This is a genomic window from Thioprofundum lithotrophicum, assembly GCF_055387065.1.
In genome coordinates this window covers 992,034-1,006,249 of record NZ_AP042379.1, presented here as the reverse complement: position 1 = coordinate 1,006,249, position 14,216 = coordinate 992,034, and the positions used below count along the sequence as shown (strand labels likewise).

17 protein-coding genes are annotated in these 14,216 nt (G+C 66.1%); 10 read left to right on the top strand and 7 right to left on the bottom strand.

The features are described 5' to 3' along the window. Nucleotides 1-12: 12 nt before the first annotated feature. Nucleotides 13-960, bottom strand: a complete 948-nt coding sequence (locus ACZ5BH_RS04750) for a hypothetical protein (RefSeq protein ID WP_464890769.1) — start codon at nt 958-960, stop codon at nt 13-15. 136 nt (nt 961-1,096) lie between these two features. On the opposite strand from ACZ5BH_RS04750, the gene gmk reads away from it, so the two are divergent. The 8 genes from gmk (at nt 1,097) to ACZ5BH_RS04710 (ending at nt 8,125) form a co-directional block, all read left to right on the top strand. Then, nucleotides 1,097-1,720 (top strand): guanylate kinase, encoded by a 624-nt coding sequence (gene gmk, locus ACZ5BH_RS04745; RefSeq protein WP_464890768.1) that lies wholly within the window; start codon nt 1,097-1,099, stop codon nt 1,718-1,720. 85 nt (nt 1,721-1,805) lie between these two features. Then, entirely contained in the window at nt 1,806-2,216 is a 411-nt protein-coding gene (gene rpoZ / locus ACZ5BH_RS04740) for a DNA-directed RNA polymerase subunit omega (protein ID WP_464890767.1), read from the top strand. After that, nucleotides 2,216-4,369: a bifunctional GTP diphosphokinase/guanosine-3',5'-bis pyrophosphate 3'-pyrophosphohydrolase gene (spoT, locus tag ACZ5BH_RS04735; RefSeq protein WP_464891194.1), complete on the top strand. Its 2,154-nt coding sequence runs from the start codon at nt 2,216-2,218 to the stop codon at nt 4,367-4,369. Before rpoZ ends, spoT begins: the two co-directional genes overlap by 1 nt. 129 nt (nt 4,370-4,498) lie before the next feature. Beyond that, nucleotides 4,499-4,885, top strand: a complete 387-nt coding sequence (locus ACZ5BH_RS04730; RefSeq protein ID WP_464890766.1) for a RidA family protein — start codon at nt 4,499-4,501, stop codon at nt 4,883-4,885. A gap of 21 nt (nt 4,886-4,906) precedes the next feature. Next, the gene (recG, locus tag ACZ5BH_RS04725; protein ID WP_464890765.1) at nt 4,907-7,018 is read left to right on the top strand and encodes an ATP-dependent DNA helicase RecG; all 2,112 of its coding nucleotides are present in this window, start codon (nt 4,907-4,909) and stop codon (nt 7,016-7,018) included. Between the two features lie 41 nt (nt 7,019-7,059). Continuing rightward, the gene (locus ACZ5BH_RS04720; RefSeq protein WP_464890764.1) at nt 7,060-7,326 is read left to right on the top strand and encodes a type II toxin-antitoxin system HicA family toxin; all 267 of its coding nucleotides are present in this window, start codon (nt 7,060-7,062) and stop codon (nt 7,324-7,326) included. Further along, nucleotides 7,313-7,522, top strand: coding sequence for a type II toxin-antitoxin system HicB family antitoxin (locus ACZ5BH_RS04715; RefSeq protein WP_464890763.1), 210 nt, complete (start codon nt 7,313-7,315; stop codon nt 7,520-7,522). The genes ACZ5BH_RS04720 and ACZ5BH_RS04715 overlap by 14 nt, the downstream gene beginning before the upstream one ends. Nucleotides 7,523-7,561: 39 nt before the next feature. Next, entirely contained in the window at nt 7,562-8,125 is a 564-nt protein-coding gene (locus ACZ5BH_RS04710) for a chorismate--pyruvate lyase family protein (RefSeq protein WP_464890762.1), read from the top strand. A 136-nt stretch (nt 8,126-8,261) separates the two neighbouring features. Here ACZ5BH_RS04710 and ACZ5BH_RS04705 read toward each other — a convergent pair whose 3' ends face one another. Further along, nucleotides 8,262-8,828, bottom strand: a complete 567-nt coding sequence (locus ACZ5BH_RS04705; RefSeq protein ID WP_464890761.1) for a TrmH family RNA methyltransferase — start codon at nt 8,826-8,828, stop codon at nt 8,262-8,264. Between the two features lie 139 nt (nt 8,829-8,967). Between ACZ5BH_RS04705 and ACZ5BH_RS04700 the strand changes: the two genes are divergently transcribed. Further along, nucleotides 8,968-9,306: a rhodanese-like domain-containing protein gene (locus ACZ5BH_RS04700; protein WP_464890760.1), complete on the top strand. Its 339-nt coding sequence runs from the start codon at nt 8,968-8,970 to the stop codon at nt 9,304-9,306. 54 nt (nt 9,307-9,360) lie between these two features. Here ACZ5BH_RS04700 and ACZ5BH_RS04695 read toward each other — a convergent pair whose 3' ends face one another. Further along, entirely contained in the window at nt 9,361-9,786 is a 426-nt protein-coding gene (locus tag ACZ5BH_RS04695) for a hemerythrin domain-containing protein (RefSeq protein WP_464890759.1), read from the bottom strand. Between the two features lie 155 nt (nt 9,787-9,941). Between ACZ5BH_RS04695 and aroG the strand changes: the two genes are divergently transcribed. After that, entirely contained in the window at nt 9,942-11,009 is a 1,068-nt protein-coding gene (gene aroG / locus ACZ5BH_RS04690) for a 3-deoxy-7-phosphoheptulonate synthase AroG (protein WP_464891193.1), read from the top strand. A 173-nt stretch (nt 11,010-11,182) separates the two neighbouring features. Here the strand turns inward: aroG and rpoH are convergent, their stop codons facing one another. The 4 genes from rpoH to ACZ5BH_RS04670 all read right to left on the bottom strand — a co-directional run bounded on the left by rpoH (nt 11,183) and on the right by ACZ5BH_RS04670 (nt 14,192). Continuing rightward, nucleotides 11,183-12,031 carry an RNA polymerase sigma factor RpoH gene (gene rpoH / locus ACZ5BH_RS04685; RefSeq protein WP_464890758.1) on the bottom strand — a complete coding sequence of 283 codons (849 nt, stop codon included), beginning with the start codon at nt 12,029-12,031 and terminating at the stop codon, nt 11,183-11,185. A 95-nt stretch (nt 12,032-12,126) separates the two neighbouring features. After that, nucleotides 12,127-13,515, bottom strand: a complete 1,389-nt coding sequence (locus ACZ5BH_RS04680; RefSeq protein ID WP_464890757.1) for a GGDEF domain-containing response regulator — start codon at nt 13,513-13,515, stop codon at nt 12,127-12,129. A gap of 84 nt (nt 13,516-13,599) precedes the next feature. After that, nucleotides 13,600-13,989, bottom strand: a complete 390-nt coding sequence (locus ACZ5BH_RS04675) for a DUF5615 family PIN-like protein (protein WP_464890756.1) — start codon at nt 13,987-13,989, stop codon at nt 13,600-13,602. Further along, nucleotides 13,986-14,192, bottom strand: a complete 207-nt coding sequence (locus ACZ5BH_RS04670; protein ID WP_464890755.1) for an AbrB/MazE/SpoVT family DNA-binding domain-containing protein — start codon at nt 14,190-14,192, stop codon at nt 13,986-13,988. The genes ACZ5BH_RS04675 and ACZ5BH_RS04670 overlap by 4 nt, the downstream gene beginning before the upstream one ends. Nucleotides 14,193-14,216 lie beyond the last annotated feature (24 nt).

The window sequence follows — 14,216 nt, the reverse complement described above, 5'->3', positions numbered from 1 at the left end:
TGGGCTGCCGCTTCAGCCGCGCTGTTCGCCGAGCGATTGTTCCTGCAGTGCCAGGTAGTTCTTTTCCAGTTCGGCCAGTCGGGCTTCCAGTTCGGTGATGGTCTTGTCCCGGGTGGCAATCTGGTTTTCCAGTCTTTCCCGTTGTTCGGCAAGCGCGTTTTCGTACTTGAGTTCTTCCTTGAGCAGGGTGGCGATTTGGTTGCAGAGGAATTCGTTTTCCTCCTTGTAGCCTTGCAGTTCGTCGAGAAGATCCCGGGGCGAGTCGATGGCGGCAGCGTCGGCCTCGTTCTGCTGTTGCAGAAACTCGACGTTCTTCATCAGCGTTTCGTATTCCTGTTCGACGAGGGAGAGCTGATCTTCCAGTTGCTGTTTTTCCTCGCGGATGTTCTGCAGGGCCGTTTCGAGCTCGGCGGAACGGGATTCGGCGGGGAGGTGTTTTTCCAGTTCCGTTTCCAGTGACTGAATGGTTTCCCTCGACCGGCGCAGTTTTTCGGCCAGGGCGAAGACCTGGGTCTTGAAGGCTTCGAGATTGTCGAGCCGTTCCAGATAGGTGCGCAGGCGGAATTGCAGTTCGGCCAGGCGGGCGTTGAAGGCCTGGTTGATGCCGTCGAAGTAGTCGGCGATCTGTTGCCAGTAGAGGTGCTCGTCCTCACCGGCGGCGCACACGGCCAACTCGCCTTCGAGCACGCGGATCCGGAACTCGCAGGCCTGGTGCAGGCGTTCGGCCTCCGGCGAGTTGGTGCCGACCTGTTCGGCCTTGCTGCGGGTTCGCTCCAGTTCCTGTTCCAGCCCCTGAAGCAGCATTTGCCGGGCGTCGGCGGAAGGCGTCGTGCCGCTCCCGGCGAGCTGGCGCCGAAGCCGCCGGTTGCGCCAGCCCAGGAACGCAAGCGCCGCGCTCATCAGGATGAACGTTTCGATGATCAGCAGCCAGGCGACTTCGGTGTCGAGCGCAATGTCCATATAAAAATGGTGTGCAATAACCGGTGGCGGTTCGTGGAAGATCCAGCGGCCGTCCGGGCGGGAACTTGAGTCCGTCCGTGACCGGCTGGCCCGTCCCCGGTAAAATCGCGGATTTGCGATCCGCTGGAGCGTCCCGATGAATGCCACCCCCACCGGTACCCTGTACATCTTTTCCGCCCCCTCCGGGGCCGGCAAGACCAGTCTGGTCAAGGCCTTGCTGGAGGCCATGGACGGCATCGAGGTGTCCGTCTCCCACACCACCCGGCCGCCGCGGCCCGGCGAGGTGGACGGGGTGGATTACCATTTCGTGGATGTGCCCACGTTCGAGAAGATGGTGGCCGAGGGCGCCTTCCTCGAACATGCCCGGGTGTTCGACAACCACTACGGCACGGCGCGAAGTTCCGTGGAGCGCCGTCTGCAGGCCGGTGTGGACGTGATCCTGGAGATCGACTGGCAGGGAGCGCGCCTGGTGCGGGAACAGTTTCCCGACGCGGTGGGGGTGTTCATCCTGCCGCCGTCGCGGGCGGCGCTGGAGACGCGTCTGCGGGGGCGGGGCCAGGACAGCGAGGAGGTGATCGCCCGGCGCATGCGGGATGCGGTGCGCGAAATGTCCCACTATGCCGAATTCGACTACCTGGTGATCAACGACGATTTCGCCACCGCGCTGGACGAATTGCGGGCCATCGTCACCTGTCACCGCCTGGCCACCCCCCGCCAGCAGGCCCGGCATGCCGATTTGCTGGCCCGGCTACTGGCCTGAGCGGGTCAGGATCGTTATAATTTCCGGTCACCTTGCGAATTGACCCCCGCTCGCCATGCCGGCGGGCACCATCCGGAGAGAACCCATGGCTCGCGTTACCGTCGAAGACTGCCTCGAAAACGTCAAGAACCGCTTTGAACTGGTGCTGGTGGCCGCCAAGCGCGCCCGCCAGCTTTCCAAGGGGGCCGAGCCCCTGGTGCCCGAGGAGAACGACAAGCCGACCGTCATCGCCCTGCGCGAGATCGCCGAGAACCTGGTCAATGCCGACATCCTGGAAGAGCAGGAGCCGGTGATCCAGGAAGAGCTGCTGGAGGAGCCCACCGCCGAGGATCAGGCCATCGCCGAGGAGACCGGCAACCAGCCCCTGTCCGAGATGGACGTGGCGGCGGCCATCAAGGCGGCCCTGGAGAGCGACCTGGCCGGCGGGGCCGCGGAGGCGGACGCGGGCGAGAAGACGGTCGAATCCGGCGAGGAAGGCGAGACAGGAGGCGAGTAATCGCCACCCCCGGCACACAGCTTCAGGAGACCGGCGCCGAATTTCGCATCAGCGATCTGTGCGAGATTCTGGAAACCTATCTCGAGCCGGAGCAGGTCAGCGAGGTCTATGCGGCCTACCTGTTCGGCGCCGAGGCCCACGAGGGCCAGCAGCGCCTCTCCGGCGAACCCTACATCACCCATCCCATCGCCGTGGCCCGCATCCTTGCCGAGATGCACATGGACCACAAGAGCATCGCCGCGGCCATCCTGCATGACGTGATCGAGGATACCGGCATCGCCAAGGAACAGGTGGCCGAGCGCTTCGGCGACGAGATCGCCGAGCTGGTCGACGGCGTCAGCAAGCTCACCCACATCCAGTTCGAATCGAAGGCCGAGGCCCAGGCCGAGAATTTCCGCAAGATGATGCTGGCGATGGTGCGGGACATCCGCGTCATCCTCATCAAGCTGGCCGACCGTCTGCACAACATGCGCACCCTGGGCGTGATGCGCCCCGACAAGCGCCGGCGCATCGCCCGCGAGACGCTCGAGATCTACGCCCCCATCGCCAACCGCCTGGGCATGAACCGCATGCGCCTGGAGCTGGAGGATCTGGGCTTTGCCGCCCTCTATCCCATGCGCTACCGGGTGCTGCGCGAGAGCCTGAAACGGGCCCGGGGCAACCGCAAGGAAATCGTCGGCAAGCTGCAGGAGGCCATTCAGGCGCGCCTCGAACAGGAGGGGCTGGACGGCGAGGTGCTCGGCCGCGAGAAGCACCTGTATTCCATCTACAAGAAGATGAAGGACAAGCACCTGGCCTTCAGCGAGGTGATGGACGTCTACGCCTTCCGCATCATCGTCGATTCGGTGGACACCTGCTACCGGGTGCTGGGCGCGGTGCACAATCTCTACACGCCCATGCCGGGCAAGTTCAAGGACTACATCGCCATTCCCAAGGCCAACGGCTACCAGTCCCTGCACACGGTGCTGTTCAGCCCCTACGGGGTGGCGCTGGAAGTGCAGATCCGCACCGCGGAGATGCACAAGGTGGCCGAGTCGGGGATCGCCGCCCACTGGCTGTACAAGAGTTCCGACGAGGCGGCCGGCAACAGCGCCCAGATCCGGGCCCGCCAGTGGCTGCACGATCTGCTGGAGATCCAGCAGAAGGCCGGCAATTCCATCGAGTTTCTCGAAAGCGTCAAGATCGATCTCTTCCCCGACGAGGTCTACGTGTTCACGCCCCAAGGCGACATCATGGTGCTGCCGCGCGGCTCCACGGCGGTGGACTTCGCCTACGCGGTGCACACCGATGTGGGCAACCAGTGCGTGGCGGCCAAGATCGACCGGCGCCTGGTGCCGCTGCGCACCGAACTCTACAACGGCGCCACGGTGGAGATCATCACCTCCAAGGGCGCCCAGCCCAATCCCGCCTGGCTCGATTTCGTGCACACCGCCAAGGCCCGCACCCACATCCGCAACGTGCTCAAGAACCTCGAGCGCGAGGAGGCGGTGATGCTCGGCGCCCGCCTGCTCAACAAGAGCCTGGCCGCCCACGGCGCCAGCCTCGAAAGCCTGTCGGACGAGCAGACCCGCCGGGTGCTGGCCGAATTCAATTACGCCGATCTCGACGACCTCTACAGCGACATCGGCCTGGGCAACCAGATGCCCATGGTCATCGCCCGCGCCCTGCTCCAGGGCGAAGAGCATCCCGGCGACCAGGCGGCGCGGCCGAAGCCGCTGGCCATCAAGGGCACGGAAGGCGCGGTGGTCACCTTCGCCAAGTGCTGCCGACCGATCCCCGGCGATCCCATTCTCGGCTTCGTCACCTCCGGCCGGGGCATCGTGATCCACACCGAAGACTGCAAGAACGTGGCCGAATACCGCAACCGGCCCGAGAAGTGGATCGACGTGGCCTGGGAGGCCGATCTGGAAGGCGAGTTCCCCATCGACATCAAGCTGCTGGTGCTCAACCAGCGCGGCGTGCTGGCCAAGGTGGCGGCCACCCTCTCCGACATGGAAGCCAACATCGAGAACGTGAGCATCGAGGAGCGCGATGGCATGCACTCCACCCTGAGCTTCACGGTGATGGTCCGCAACCGCCGCCACCTGGCGCGGATCATGCGCAGCCTGCGCAGCCTGGAGATGGTGCAGCGGATCTACCGCCTGAAGAAGTAGGCCTCAAGGGCCCTGTGTGCATGACAAACGCCTGTCCAGGCCTCCGGAACGGCGTTTTCGCGCCGGGCGTTTCCTTCGCCCGCGGCCCCGTGCGACAATTCCGCCGGTTTTTTCACGAGGTCAGGATTCATGGCAAAGGAAATCATCCGCACCGATCGGGCCCCGCAGGCCATTGGCACCTATTCCCAGGCAGTGAAGGTCAACGGCACCGTCTATCTCTCCGGCCAGATCCCGCTGGTGCCCGAGACCATGGCGATGGTCGAGGGCGACATGGCCGCCCAGATCCGGCGGGTGTTCGACAATCTCGCCGCCGTGTGCGAGGCCGCCGGCGGCACGCTCGCCGACATCGTCAAGCTCAACGTGTTTCTCACCGATCTGGGCCATTTCCCGCTGGTCAACGAGATCATGGCCGAATACTTCCGCGAGCCCTACCCGGCGCGCGCCGCCATCGGCGTGGCCGCCCTGCCCAAGGGGGCCGGCGTGGAGATGGACGCCGTGATGGTGCCCGGGGATTGACGCCGGCCCGTTTCCTCGCCCATGCCGCGTGAACACAGGGACGTGACGCGCACCGCTGCCGCCCTGCCCGTGACCGCCCTCAAGGGCGTGGGGCCGCGCATGGCCGAAAAGCTGGCGAAGCTCGGCATCCGCCAGGTGGCGGATCTGCTCTTCCACCTACCCCTGCGCTACGAGGATCGCACCCGGGTCACGCCCATCGGCGCCCTGCGGCCCGGCCGCGAGGCGGTGATCGTGGGCACCGTGGAGCTGACCGAGGTGAAGTTCGGCCGGCGGCGGATGCTGCTCTCGCGCCTGTCCGACGGCACCGGTTTTCTCACCCTGCGCTTCTTCCATTTCAATGCCCGCCAGCAGCAGGCCCTGGCGCGGGGCGTGGTGCTGCGCTGCTTCGGCGAGGTGCGCAAGGGCCCCGGCGGGCTGGAGATGGTGCATCCCGAATACCGCGCCGTGGACAGCGACGAGCCGGTGGCGATGGAAGAGAGCCTGACCCCCATCTATCCGGCCACCGAAGGCGTGCACCAGCTCACCCTGCGCAATCTCACCGACCAGGCGCTCCAGTGCCTGGCGCGCGGCGAGCTGCACCTGCCCGAACTGATCCCCGAGGCCCTGCGGGACGACGCCGATCTGCCCTCGCTGGCCGAGTCCCTGCGCTTTCTGCACCGCCCGCCGCCCGACGTCTCGCTCGACTCGCTGGCCGAGCCCGACCACCCCATGCGCCAGCGCCTGGTGCTGGAGGAACTGCTGGCCCACACCCTCAGCCTGCGCCGGCTGCGCAGCCGGGTGCAAAAGCATCCCGGCTTTCCGCTGCGCGGGGGGGAGGCGCTGATCGAACGCTTTCTCGCCACCCTGCCCTTCGAACTGACCGGCGCCCAGCGCCGGGTGGCGGCCGAGATCGACGCGGATCTGGCCCGTGGCGTGCCCATGCAGCGCCTGGTGCAGGGCGACGTGGGCGCCGGCAAGACCCTGGTGGCCCTGCTGGCGGTGCTGCGCGCCGTGGGCTCCGGCCACCAGGCGGCGCTGATGGCGCCCACCGAAATCCTGGCCGAGCAGCACTACCGCAACTTCCGCGACTGGCTGGCGCCGCTGGGCATCGACGTCGCCTGGCTGTCGGGCAAGCTGCGCGCCTCGGCGCGGCGCGAGGCCCTGGCGGCGCTGGCGGCCGGCGAGAGCGCGGTGGCCGTGGGCACCCACGCCCTGTTCCAGGAGGAGGTGGCCTTCGCCCGCCTGGCCCTGGTGGTGGTGGACGAGCAGCACCGCTTCGGCGTACACCAGCGCATGGCCCTGCGCGAGAAGGGCCGCCGCGACGAGCGGGTGCCCCACCAGCTCATCATGACCGCCACCCCCATTCCCCGTACCCTGAGCATGGTGGCCTACGCGGATCTGGACTGCTCGGTGATCGACGAACTCCCGCCCGGCCGCAAGCCGGTGGAGACGGTGGTGATCCGCGATACCCGGCGCGACGAGGTGGTGGCCCGGGTCCATGCGGCCTGCCGTGGCGAGGGCCGCCAGGCCTACTGGGTATGCACCCTGATCGAGGAATCGGAGGCCCTGCAGGCCCAGGCCGCCGAGGATACCGCCGCGCAACTGGCCGAGGCGCTGCCCGACGTGCGGGTGGGCCTGGTGCACGGGCGCATGAAGACCGGCGAGAAGGAGGCGGTGATGCAGGCCTTCAAGGCCGGCGAGATCGATCTGCTGGTGGCCACCACGGTCATCGAGGTGGGGGTGGACGTGCCCAACGCCAGCCTCATGATCATCGAGAACGCCGAGCGCCTGGGCCTGGCCCAGCTCCATCAGCTGCGCGGCCGGGTGGGGCGCGGCCGCGCCGCCTCGGTCTGCGTGCTGATGTATCATGGCGAGCTGAGCGACACGGCCCGCGAACGCCTCGGCACCCTGCGCGCCACCGCCGACGGTTTCGCCATCGCCCGCAAGGATCTGGAACTGCGCGGCCCCGGCGAGGTGCTGGGCACCCGCCAGACCGGCCTGCTGCAGTTGCGCGTGGCCGATCTCCAGCGCGACGGCCATCTCCTGCCCCGGGTGGCCCGCCTCGCCGATCGCCTGCTGGCCGACTACCCCGACCACGTCCAGCCGCTCATCGATCGCTGGATCGGCGAGGCCACCCGCTACGGCGAGGTTTGAATCAACAGCCTGTCAGGGAGAGAGAGCGAAGGGAGGCGAACATGGGGAAAAGGGAACGTCTGCGACAGCAGATTCTGTCGGGGCAGTCGGATGCCAACATCGCCTTTCAGGCGCTTCGTCTGTATCTGAAGTCGCTCGGGTTTGCAGAACGGATCAAAGGAGACCATCATATCTTCACGCACCCTCAGGTGGAGGAAATCATCAACCTTCAGCCCAAGGGGGCCAAGGCCAAGCCCTATCAGGTCAAGCAGATTCGGGGCATCCTCGTCAAATACCGTTTCGGAGTATCCGGCCATGATTCGCTATGAAATGATCATTTATTGGAGCGATGAAGATCAGGCCTTCATCGTGGAGGTGCCCGAATTGCCGGGTTGCATGGCCGACGGTCAGAGTTACGAGGAAGCCGTACGCAATGCCGAACGGGTGATCGAAGAATGGATTGAAACCGCGCGTGAAGAGGGGCGGCCCATTCCCGAGCCGAAGGGTCGCTTGCGCTATGCCTGAGCGGGGCGGCGCCGGTTGCGAGTGTCCGGCCGCGTTTTCATGAACCGTTTTGGTCAGCATGCCGCCGAGCCGGTGTGGCGCGGGCGTCGGGCGCTGTTCGCCCATCCGGTGCCGGCGACGGTGGCGTCCTGGCTGTTCGATCCGGGCTCGCTCACCCGCCGGCTGGTGGCGCGCTGTGGCGGGGGCTTCCGGGTGCGGGTGCTGGGCCAGGGCTGGGCGCGTCCCCTGCTCAACGAGGCCACCCGCCTCGGCCTGCCGCCGTGGCAGGTGGCCCTGATCCGGGAGGTGCAGCTCCTGTGCGAGGAAACGCCCTGGGTCTATGCCCGTACCGTGATCCCCCACAGCACCCTGCGCGGCGCCCAGCGCCACCTGGCCCATCTGGGCACCCGGCCCCTCGGCGCCGTGCTGTTCGCCGATCCCGGCCTGCGCCGCGAGGACGTGGAGGTGGCCTGCATGACCGCCCGCCACCGGCTCTTCCATACCGCCGTGCAGGGCCTGCCCGAGCCGCCGGCGCGGATCTGGGGGCGCCGCTCCGTCTTCTTCACCGGCGGCAAGCCGCTTTTGGTCAACGAGGTGTTTCTGCCGACGCTGGTGGCAAGCTAGCCAGGACATGGTGCCATGGACGCCGGAAGATCGCATATCGTAGGTCGGCCTTTAGGCCGACAAGGGTTTTGCACCGACGCATGTCGGGCTGAAGCCCGACCTACATGATGCGCCTCGACATGGTGCAATAGTCGGGCTAGCCGTCCGCGTCACCCTTTTTGCCCCACTGGCGAACGTATTCGTACATGACGATGGAGGCGGCGATGCTCACGTTGAGGCTTTCGGTCTGGCCGAACAGGGGGATGGCCAGGCCGCGCACGTCCGGGTAGCGTTGGGGCTCGAAGGTGATGCCGAGACCCTCGTTGCCGAGGATGAAGGCGGAGCGCCGCGGCAGTTCGACGGCATCGAGGCGCTCGGCGCCGCCGGCCTCGAGGCGGAACAGGGTGTAGCCGGCCTCGCGCAGTTCGGCGTGGCTGTCGGCAAAGCGCGCGTGGAAGCGGGCCGGCACCTTGCGGAAGGTGCCCTTGGCCGGGGCCGGGTCGAAGGGTTCGGCGCCAATCAGGTGGATGGCGTGGGCGCCGAAGGCCTCGGCGCTGCGGAAGATCTTGGGAATGTTGAAGCCGGCCTTGAGGTGGTCGAGCACCAGCACGAAGTCGTGGCAGCCGGGCTCGGCCAGGCGGTTGCGCAGGCGATCCTTCTCGTAGCGCTTGAGGGCGTTGCGGCGGTAGCTCTGGCGGGCCTTGCGTTCCTGACGGCTGACCATGGGGATATCCGGGCGTTGAAAGGGCGGCCATGATAGCCTGCGGGAAGGGAACGGCGAAATTCCCCTACGATCCGCAGGTTGAAATATAAGAAATCGCTAATATACTAGCATTCCGGTCAGACATTGGAGAACGAATACCATGCACTGGAACATCAAGGAAATCGAGGCCCCGGAGCTGGCCCGCTGGATGGAAGAGAAGGGTGAGGATCTGCGCGTGATCGACGTGCGCGAGATGGGCGAGATCGCCGCCGGCACCATTCCCGGCGCCGAGCCCATGCCCATGGCCTCCATTCCCCTGCGCCTGAACGAACTGGACAGGGACAAGGACACCGTGTTCATCTGCCGCAGCGGCGCCCGCTCGGCGCAGGTCTGCATGTTCCTGCAGCAGCAGGGATTCGACAAGGTCTACAATCTGCGCGGCGGCATGTTCGGCTGGGCCCGCAGCGGCCAGCAGATCAGCCTGCCGAAAACGGCCTGATTCCGTTTCCTGCCGGCATGATGCGCCCCCGCCCGGGGGCGTTTTCGTCGCGGCTCAGTCCGCCCCCCCGCTGTGTTCGAGCAGCGGGAAGAGCCGCTCGTCCTCGTAGGTCAGGCGCTGGCGGATCAGGTTGAAGATTTCCCGGCTCTCCTCCAGCAACTGCTGGTGTTCGCTGTCCGAGACCTCCGGCTGGCACCAGCGGCGCAGGTAGGCGGAGAAGCGCTTCTTTAGCGCCCGGGCGCTGTCGTGGAACTCCTGCACGGCCTGGCGGGTGGCTGCGTCGTCGTGCCGGGCCAGCTCCTGGTAGAGGGCGTTGTCCTCGAACACCAGATGCAGCCAGACCTTCTCCTTGAAGCGCTTCATCAGTTCGCAGACCACGGGGTTGTTGTGCAGGTGGGGGTGTTCCACCAGCACGGCGAGCACGTCGCACAGATGGGCGATTTCCCGGTTCTGGGCCTGCAGTTCTTCGAGGGTGTACATGCGCGGAAGCCTTGTGGGTGTGGTTTGCCCGAAATTATACCCCGGCCGGCGCCGCCGGCCCTGATCGGCGCGGTTTACCCGCCTTGCGGCAGGGATTATGATTGACAGCTTCCGTTTCGCCGCCGCGGCCCGTGGATGAATCGACCGTCATGACCATGAAATACAAGACCGACGACCTGCGCATCACCGCCATGAGCGAGGTGGTGCCGCCGGTCCAGCTCCACCAGGATCTGCCCATCACCGATCCGGTGAGCCGGCTGATCTTCGATACCCGCACGGCCATCCACAACATCCTCTTCGGGCGCGACGACCGCCTGCTGGTGATCATCGGCCCCTGTTCGGTGCACGATCCCGAATCCGCCATCGAGTATGCGGGCCGCCTGGCGGCCCTGCGCGAGGCGCTGGCGGAGGATCTGCTGGTGGTGATGCGGGTCTATTTCGAGAAGCCCCGCACCACCGTCGGCTGGAAGGGGCTGATCAACGATCCGGATCTGGACGGCAGCTTCCAGATCAACAAGGGCCTGCACATCGCCCGCAAGCTGCTGCTGGACATCAACGGCCTCGGCGTGCCGGCAGCCACCGAATTCCTGGATCTGATCACGCCCCAGTACATCGCCGATCTGATCAGCTGGGGCGCCATCGGTGCGCGCACCACCGAATCCCAGGTGCACCGGGAGCTGGCCTCGGGCCTCTCCTGCCCCGTGGGCTTCAAGAACGGCACCGACGGTACCCTGCGGGTGGCGGTGGATGCGATCCGCGCCGCCAGCCAGCCCCACAACTTCCTCTCCCTGACCAAGGCCGGCCACTCGGCCATCTTCGCCACCACCGGCAACGAGGACTGCCACATCATCCTGCGCGGCGGGCGCGAGCCCAACTACGACGCCGCCCACGTGGCCGAGGCAGTGCGCCAGCTCCAGGAGGCCGGCGTGCAGGACCGGCTGATGATCGACTTCAGCCACGCCAACTCCCGCAAGCAGTATGCGCGCCAGGTGGAGGTGGGCCATGACGTGGCCGGCCAGATTGCCGCCGGCAACGGGCACATCATGGGGGTGATGATCGAGAGCCACCTCAAGCCCGGCCGCCAGGACGCCGAGCCGGACAAGCCGCTGGAATACGGCGTCTCCATCACCGATCCCTGCCTGGGCTGGGACGACTCGGAACCCCTCCTGCACGAACTGGCCGAGGCCGTGCGCCAGCGCCGCGCCCGCGCCGAGGTGGCGTGAGGGCAGGAGCCGTGGGCGCGGCGTCCTCGCCGCGCTCGTGTTGTTGCAGGTCGGCCGGGGACGGGGGTGGGGCATCGCGGCTTGCGCCGCGCCTACAGCCGTGAAAATACAAGCACGCAACACGAAAAAAGCCCCGGTGACGGGGCTTTTTTCGTGGGTGAAGGAAGAGGGCTTCAGGCGGCCATCGCCTTTTGCAGCTTCCTGATGGCGTTGTTCTCGATCTGGCGGATCCGTTCGGCCGAGACGTGGTACTTGTCGGCGAGCTGGTGCAGGGTGGCCTTGTCCTCGGTCAGCCAGCGGGATTCGATGATGTCCCGGCTGCGCGCGTCGAGGGTGTTCATGGCTTCCTGCAGCTGCTCGTGATGATGGGCCTCCCAGTCCTCGGCCTCGATGATGCGGGACGGTTCGTGCTGCACGTCCTGCAGGTACGAGACCGGGGAGAAGGTGGGCCGGTCGTCGTCCGAATCGGGCTCGTCGAAGGCGATGTCCTGACCGCTCATGCGGGATTCCATCTCCAGCACGTCGGCCGGGGTCACCCCCAGATCCTTCGCCACCGTTTCCACTTCCTCGTGGTTCAGCCAGCCCAGGCGCTGCTTGGCGCTGCGCAGGTTGAAGAACAGCTTGCGCTGGGCCTTGGTGGTGGCCACCTTGACGATCCGCCAGTTGCGCAGGATGAACTCGTGGATCTCGGCGCGGATCCAGTACACGGCGAAGGAGACCAGGCGCACGCCCACCTTCGGGTCGAAGCGCTTGACCGCCTTCATCAGGCCGATGTTGCCTTCCTGGATGAGATCCGCCAGGGGCAGGCCATAGCCGCTGTAGCCCCGGGCGATGTGCACCACGAACCGCAGGTGCGACAGAATCAGCTTCTGCGCGGCACCCAGATCGCCCTTTTCCTGCAGACGGGTGGCCAGCGCCTTTTCTTCCTCCGCGCTGAGCATCGGAATCGAACGGGTGGCCTGGATGTAGGCGTCCAGGTTCCCGGCCGGTACAGCCAACTGCATTGCAAGGTCCTTGTTCATGGTTCTATCCCCCGTGGAAAGATTCGTCTTCATATTAGCACTCGGGCTCTTAGAGTGCCAAGGCAGGGGAAAGTTCACGCCACGCAAAGGGAGATTCACTGATTTGGATCAATTGCGGCGGGGGAGGCGGGCAGTTCGGCCTCGTGCCAGGGCGAGAGGCGAAGCCCCTCGGGCGTGCACAGGCAGACCCGGTTGCGTCCCCCTTCCTTGGCCGCATACAGGGCCTGGTCGGCCCGGGCCAGGAAGTCGGAGATGTGCAGATCCGGGAAGTCGGCGGTGCCGGCCACGCCCACGCTGATGGTCACGTCCACGTCGGCGGGCCGGCGGGCCTGGACGTCTCGCCGCAGGGCCTCAAGGCGAGTGAGTACTTGCTCCTGCGTATTGCGGCGCACCAGCATACAGAATTCCTCGCCACCGAAGCGTACCACCATGTCGTCGGGAAACGCGCGATTGAGCAGGTTGCCCATCTCGGCCAGCACGTGATCCCCGGTGATGTGGCCCTGGGTGTCGTTGATCCGCTTGAAGTGGTCGAGATCGATGATCACCGCCCAGGCGGGCTGGTTGGCCGGCTCGCGCAGGAATTCCTCGCCGTGGTCCACCAGGTAGCGGCGGCTGTGCACGCCGGTGAGGCTGTCGGTGACCGCCACCCAGCGGATCTTCTCGGTCTGGGCCTTGAGGGCGTCGTACTGGTGCTTGATCAGCAGCAGGGCGCGCACCCGGGCCAGCAGGATCTCCTCCACGATGGGCTTGGCCACGAAGTCGTTGCCCCCGGCGTGGAAGATCTCCACCTGGGTCTGCTGATCGTCGGCCGAGGTCAGCAGCAGCACCGGCAGCTCCTGCTGGGAGAAGTGGAACTTGGCACGGATGGCGTGGAGCAGATCGCCGCCGGTCATCTCGCCCACCGTGTAGAAATCGGTGATCACCATGTCGAAGTGCTCGGCGTCTTCCGGTTCGCTGCGCATCCTGGCCAGCAGCCGGTAGGCTTCTTCGGCCGAGTTGGTGTGGTGATAGGTGAGGCCGTGCTTGTCGAGCATCTTGCAGGTGACGGCGGCGGAGGTGCGGCTGTCCTCCACGAACAGGATGTGCCCCGCGAGCCCGGAGTTGCGCTGCAGGAAGCTCTTGATGAAGGCGCCGAAGGCCTTGTAGCCGTTGGACTTGTCGAAGTAGTCGGTAACCCCGGCTTCGAAGCCTTCCCGCAGCAGGCGGTTGTCGGCATCGCCCGAGACCACGATCACCGGCGTGTAATGATGGTGATCCGACTCGCGTACCTGGCGGCTGAGGGCCAGGCCGTCCATGTCAGAGAGCAGGAGGGCGGTGGTGATGAGATCGAAACGGCCGCCCTCCAGCGCCTCCAGGGCTGCCGCCCCCGAGGCGGCAGTGACCACCTCGGTGTGATCCAGCTCCTCGCGCAGGATCCGGGAGAGGATCTCGCGGGTCAGCGCCGAGGTGTCGACCACGAGAATGCGGGTGATGGCGTCGTTCATCGCGCTCCGGGACCTGCCCCCAATGAAATCAATCTGCAATCTTATGTCAGTATCGGCAGAACGTTCGCACAGTTTATCGGAAATTCAGGGCTTTCCGGCGGGTTTGGGAAAGTATTGAACGCCGTCCAGATCGCGGAAATCCTCGTCCTGGGTCCAGAGCGTGGCGCCATGGGCGCGGGCCGTGGCCAGGATGATGCTGTCTGCCATGGGCAGCCCGAGTTCGAGGCCGAGTGCGGCGGCCTGGATGGCCAGGGGCGCATCCAGCGACACCTCCCGGCCCTGTTGCATGACCGCCAGCACCTGAATGGCGGCGTCCCGGCCACGCTGGCGCTGGACCACCTTGCTGACCTCGTAGAGCGTGATGGTCGGAACGATCAGTTGCTCGGGGGACGAGAGGGGTTCCAGAAAGGCTTCGGCATTGGGACCGTCGGCGAAGAACTCCAGCCAGGCGGAGGAGTCCACCACGTGTTTCACAGTCGGTCGTCCTCGCGCGGCACCGCCGTATCGATACCCCTGAGAAAGCCGCGCAGTGCCGTGATGGGGCGCTCGGGGACGAGTTCGATGCGATCGCCGAAGTCGATGATCCGCAGCTTCTGGCCGGGATGCAGGTTCATGGATTCGCGGATCCGCTTCGGAATCACGACCTGGAATTTTGGAGAAATTTTCACGGCTTCCATGTTTCCGGCCTCCGCAGGCTGGTG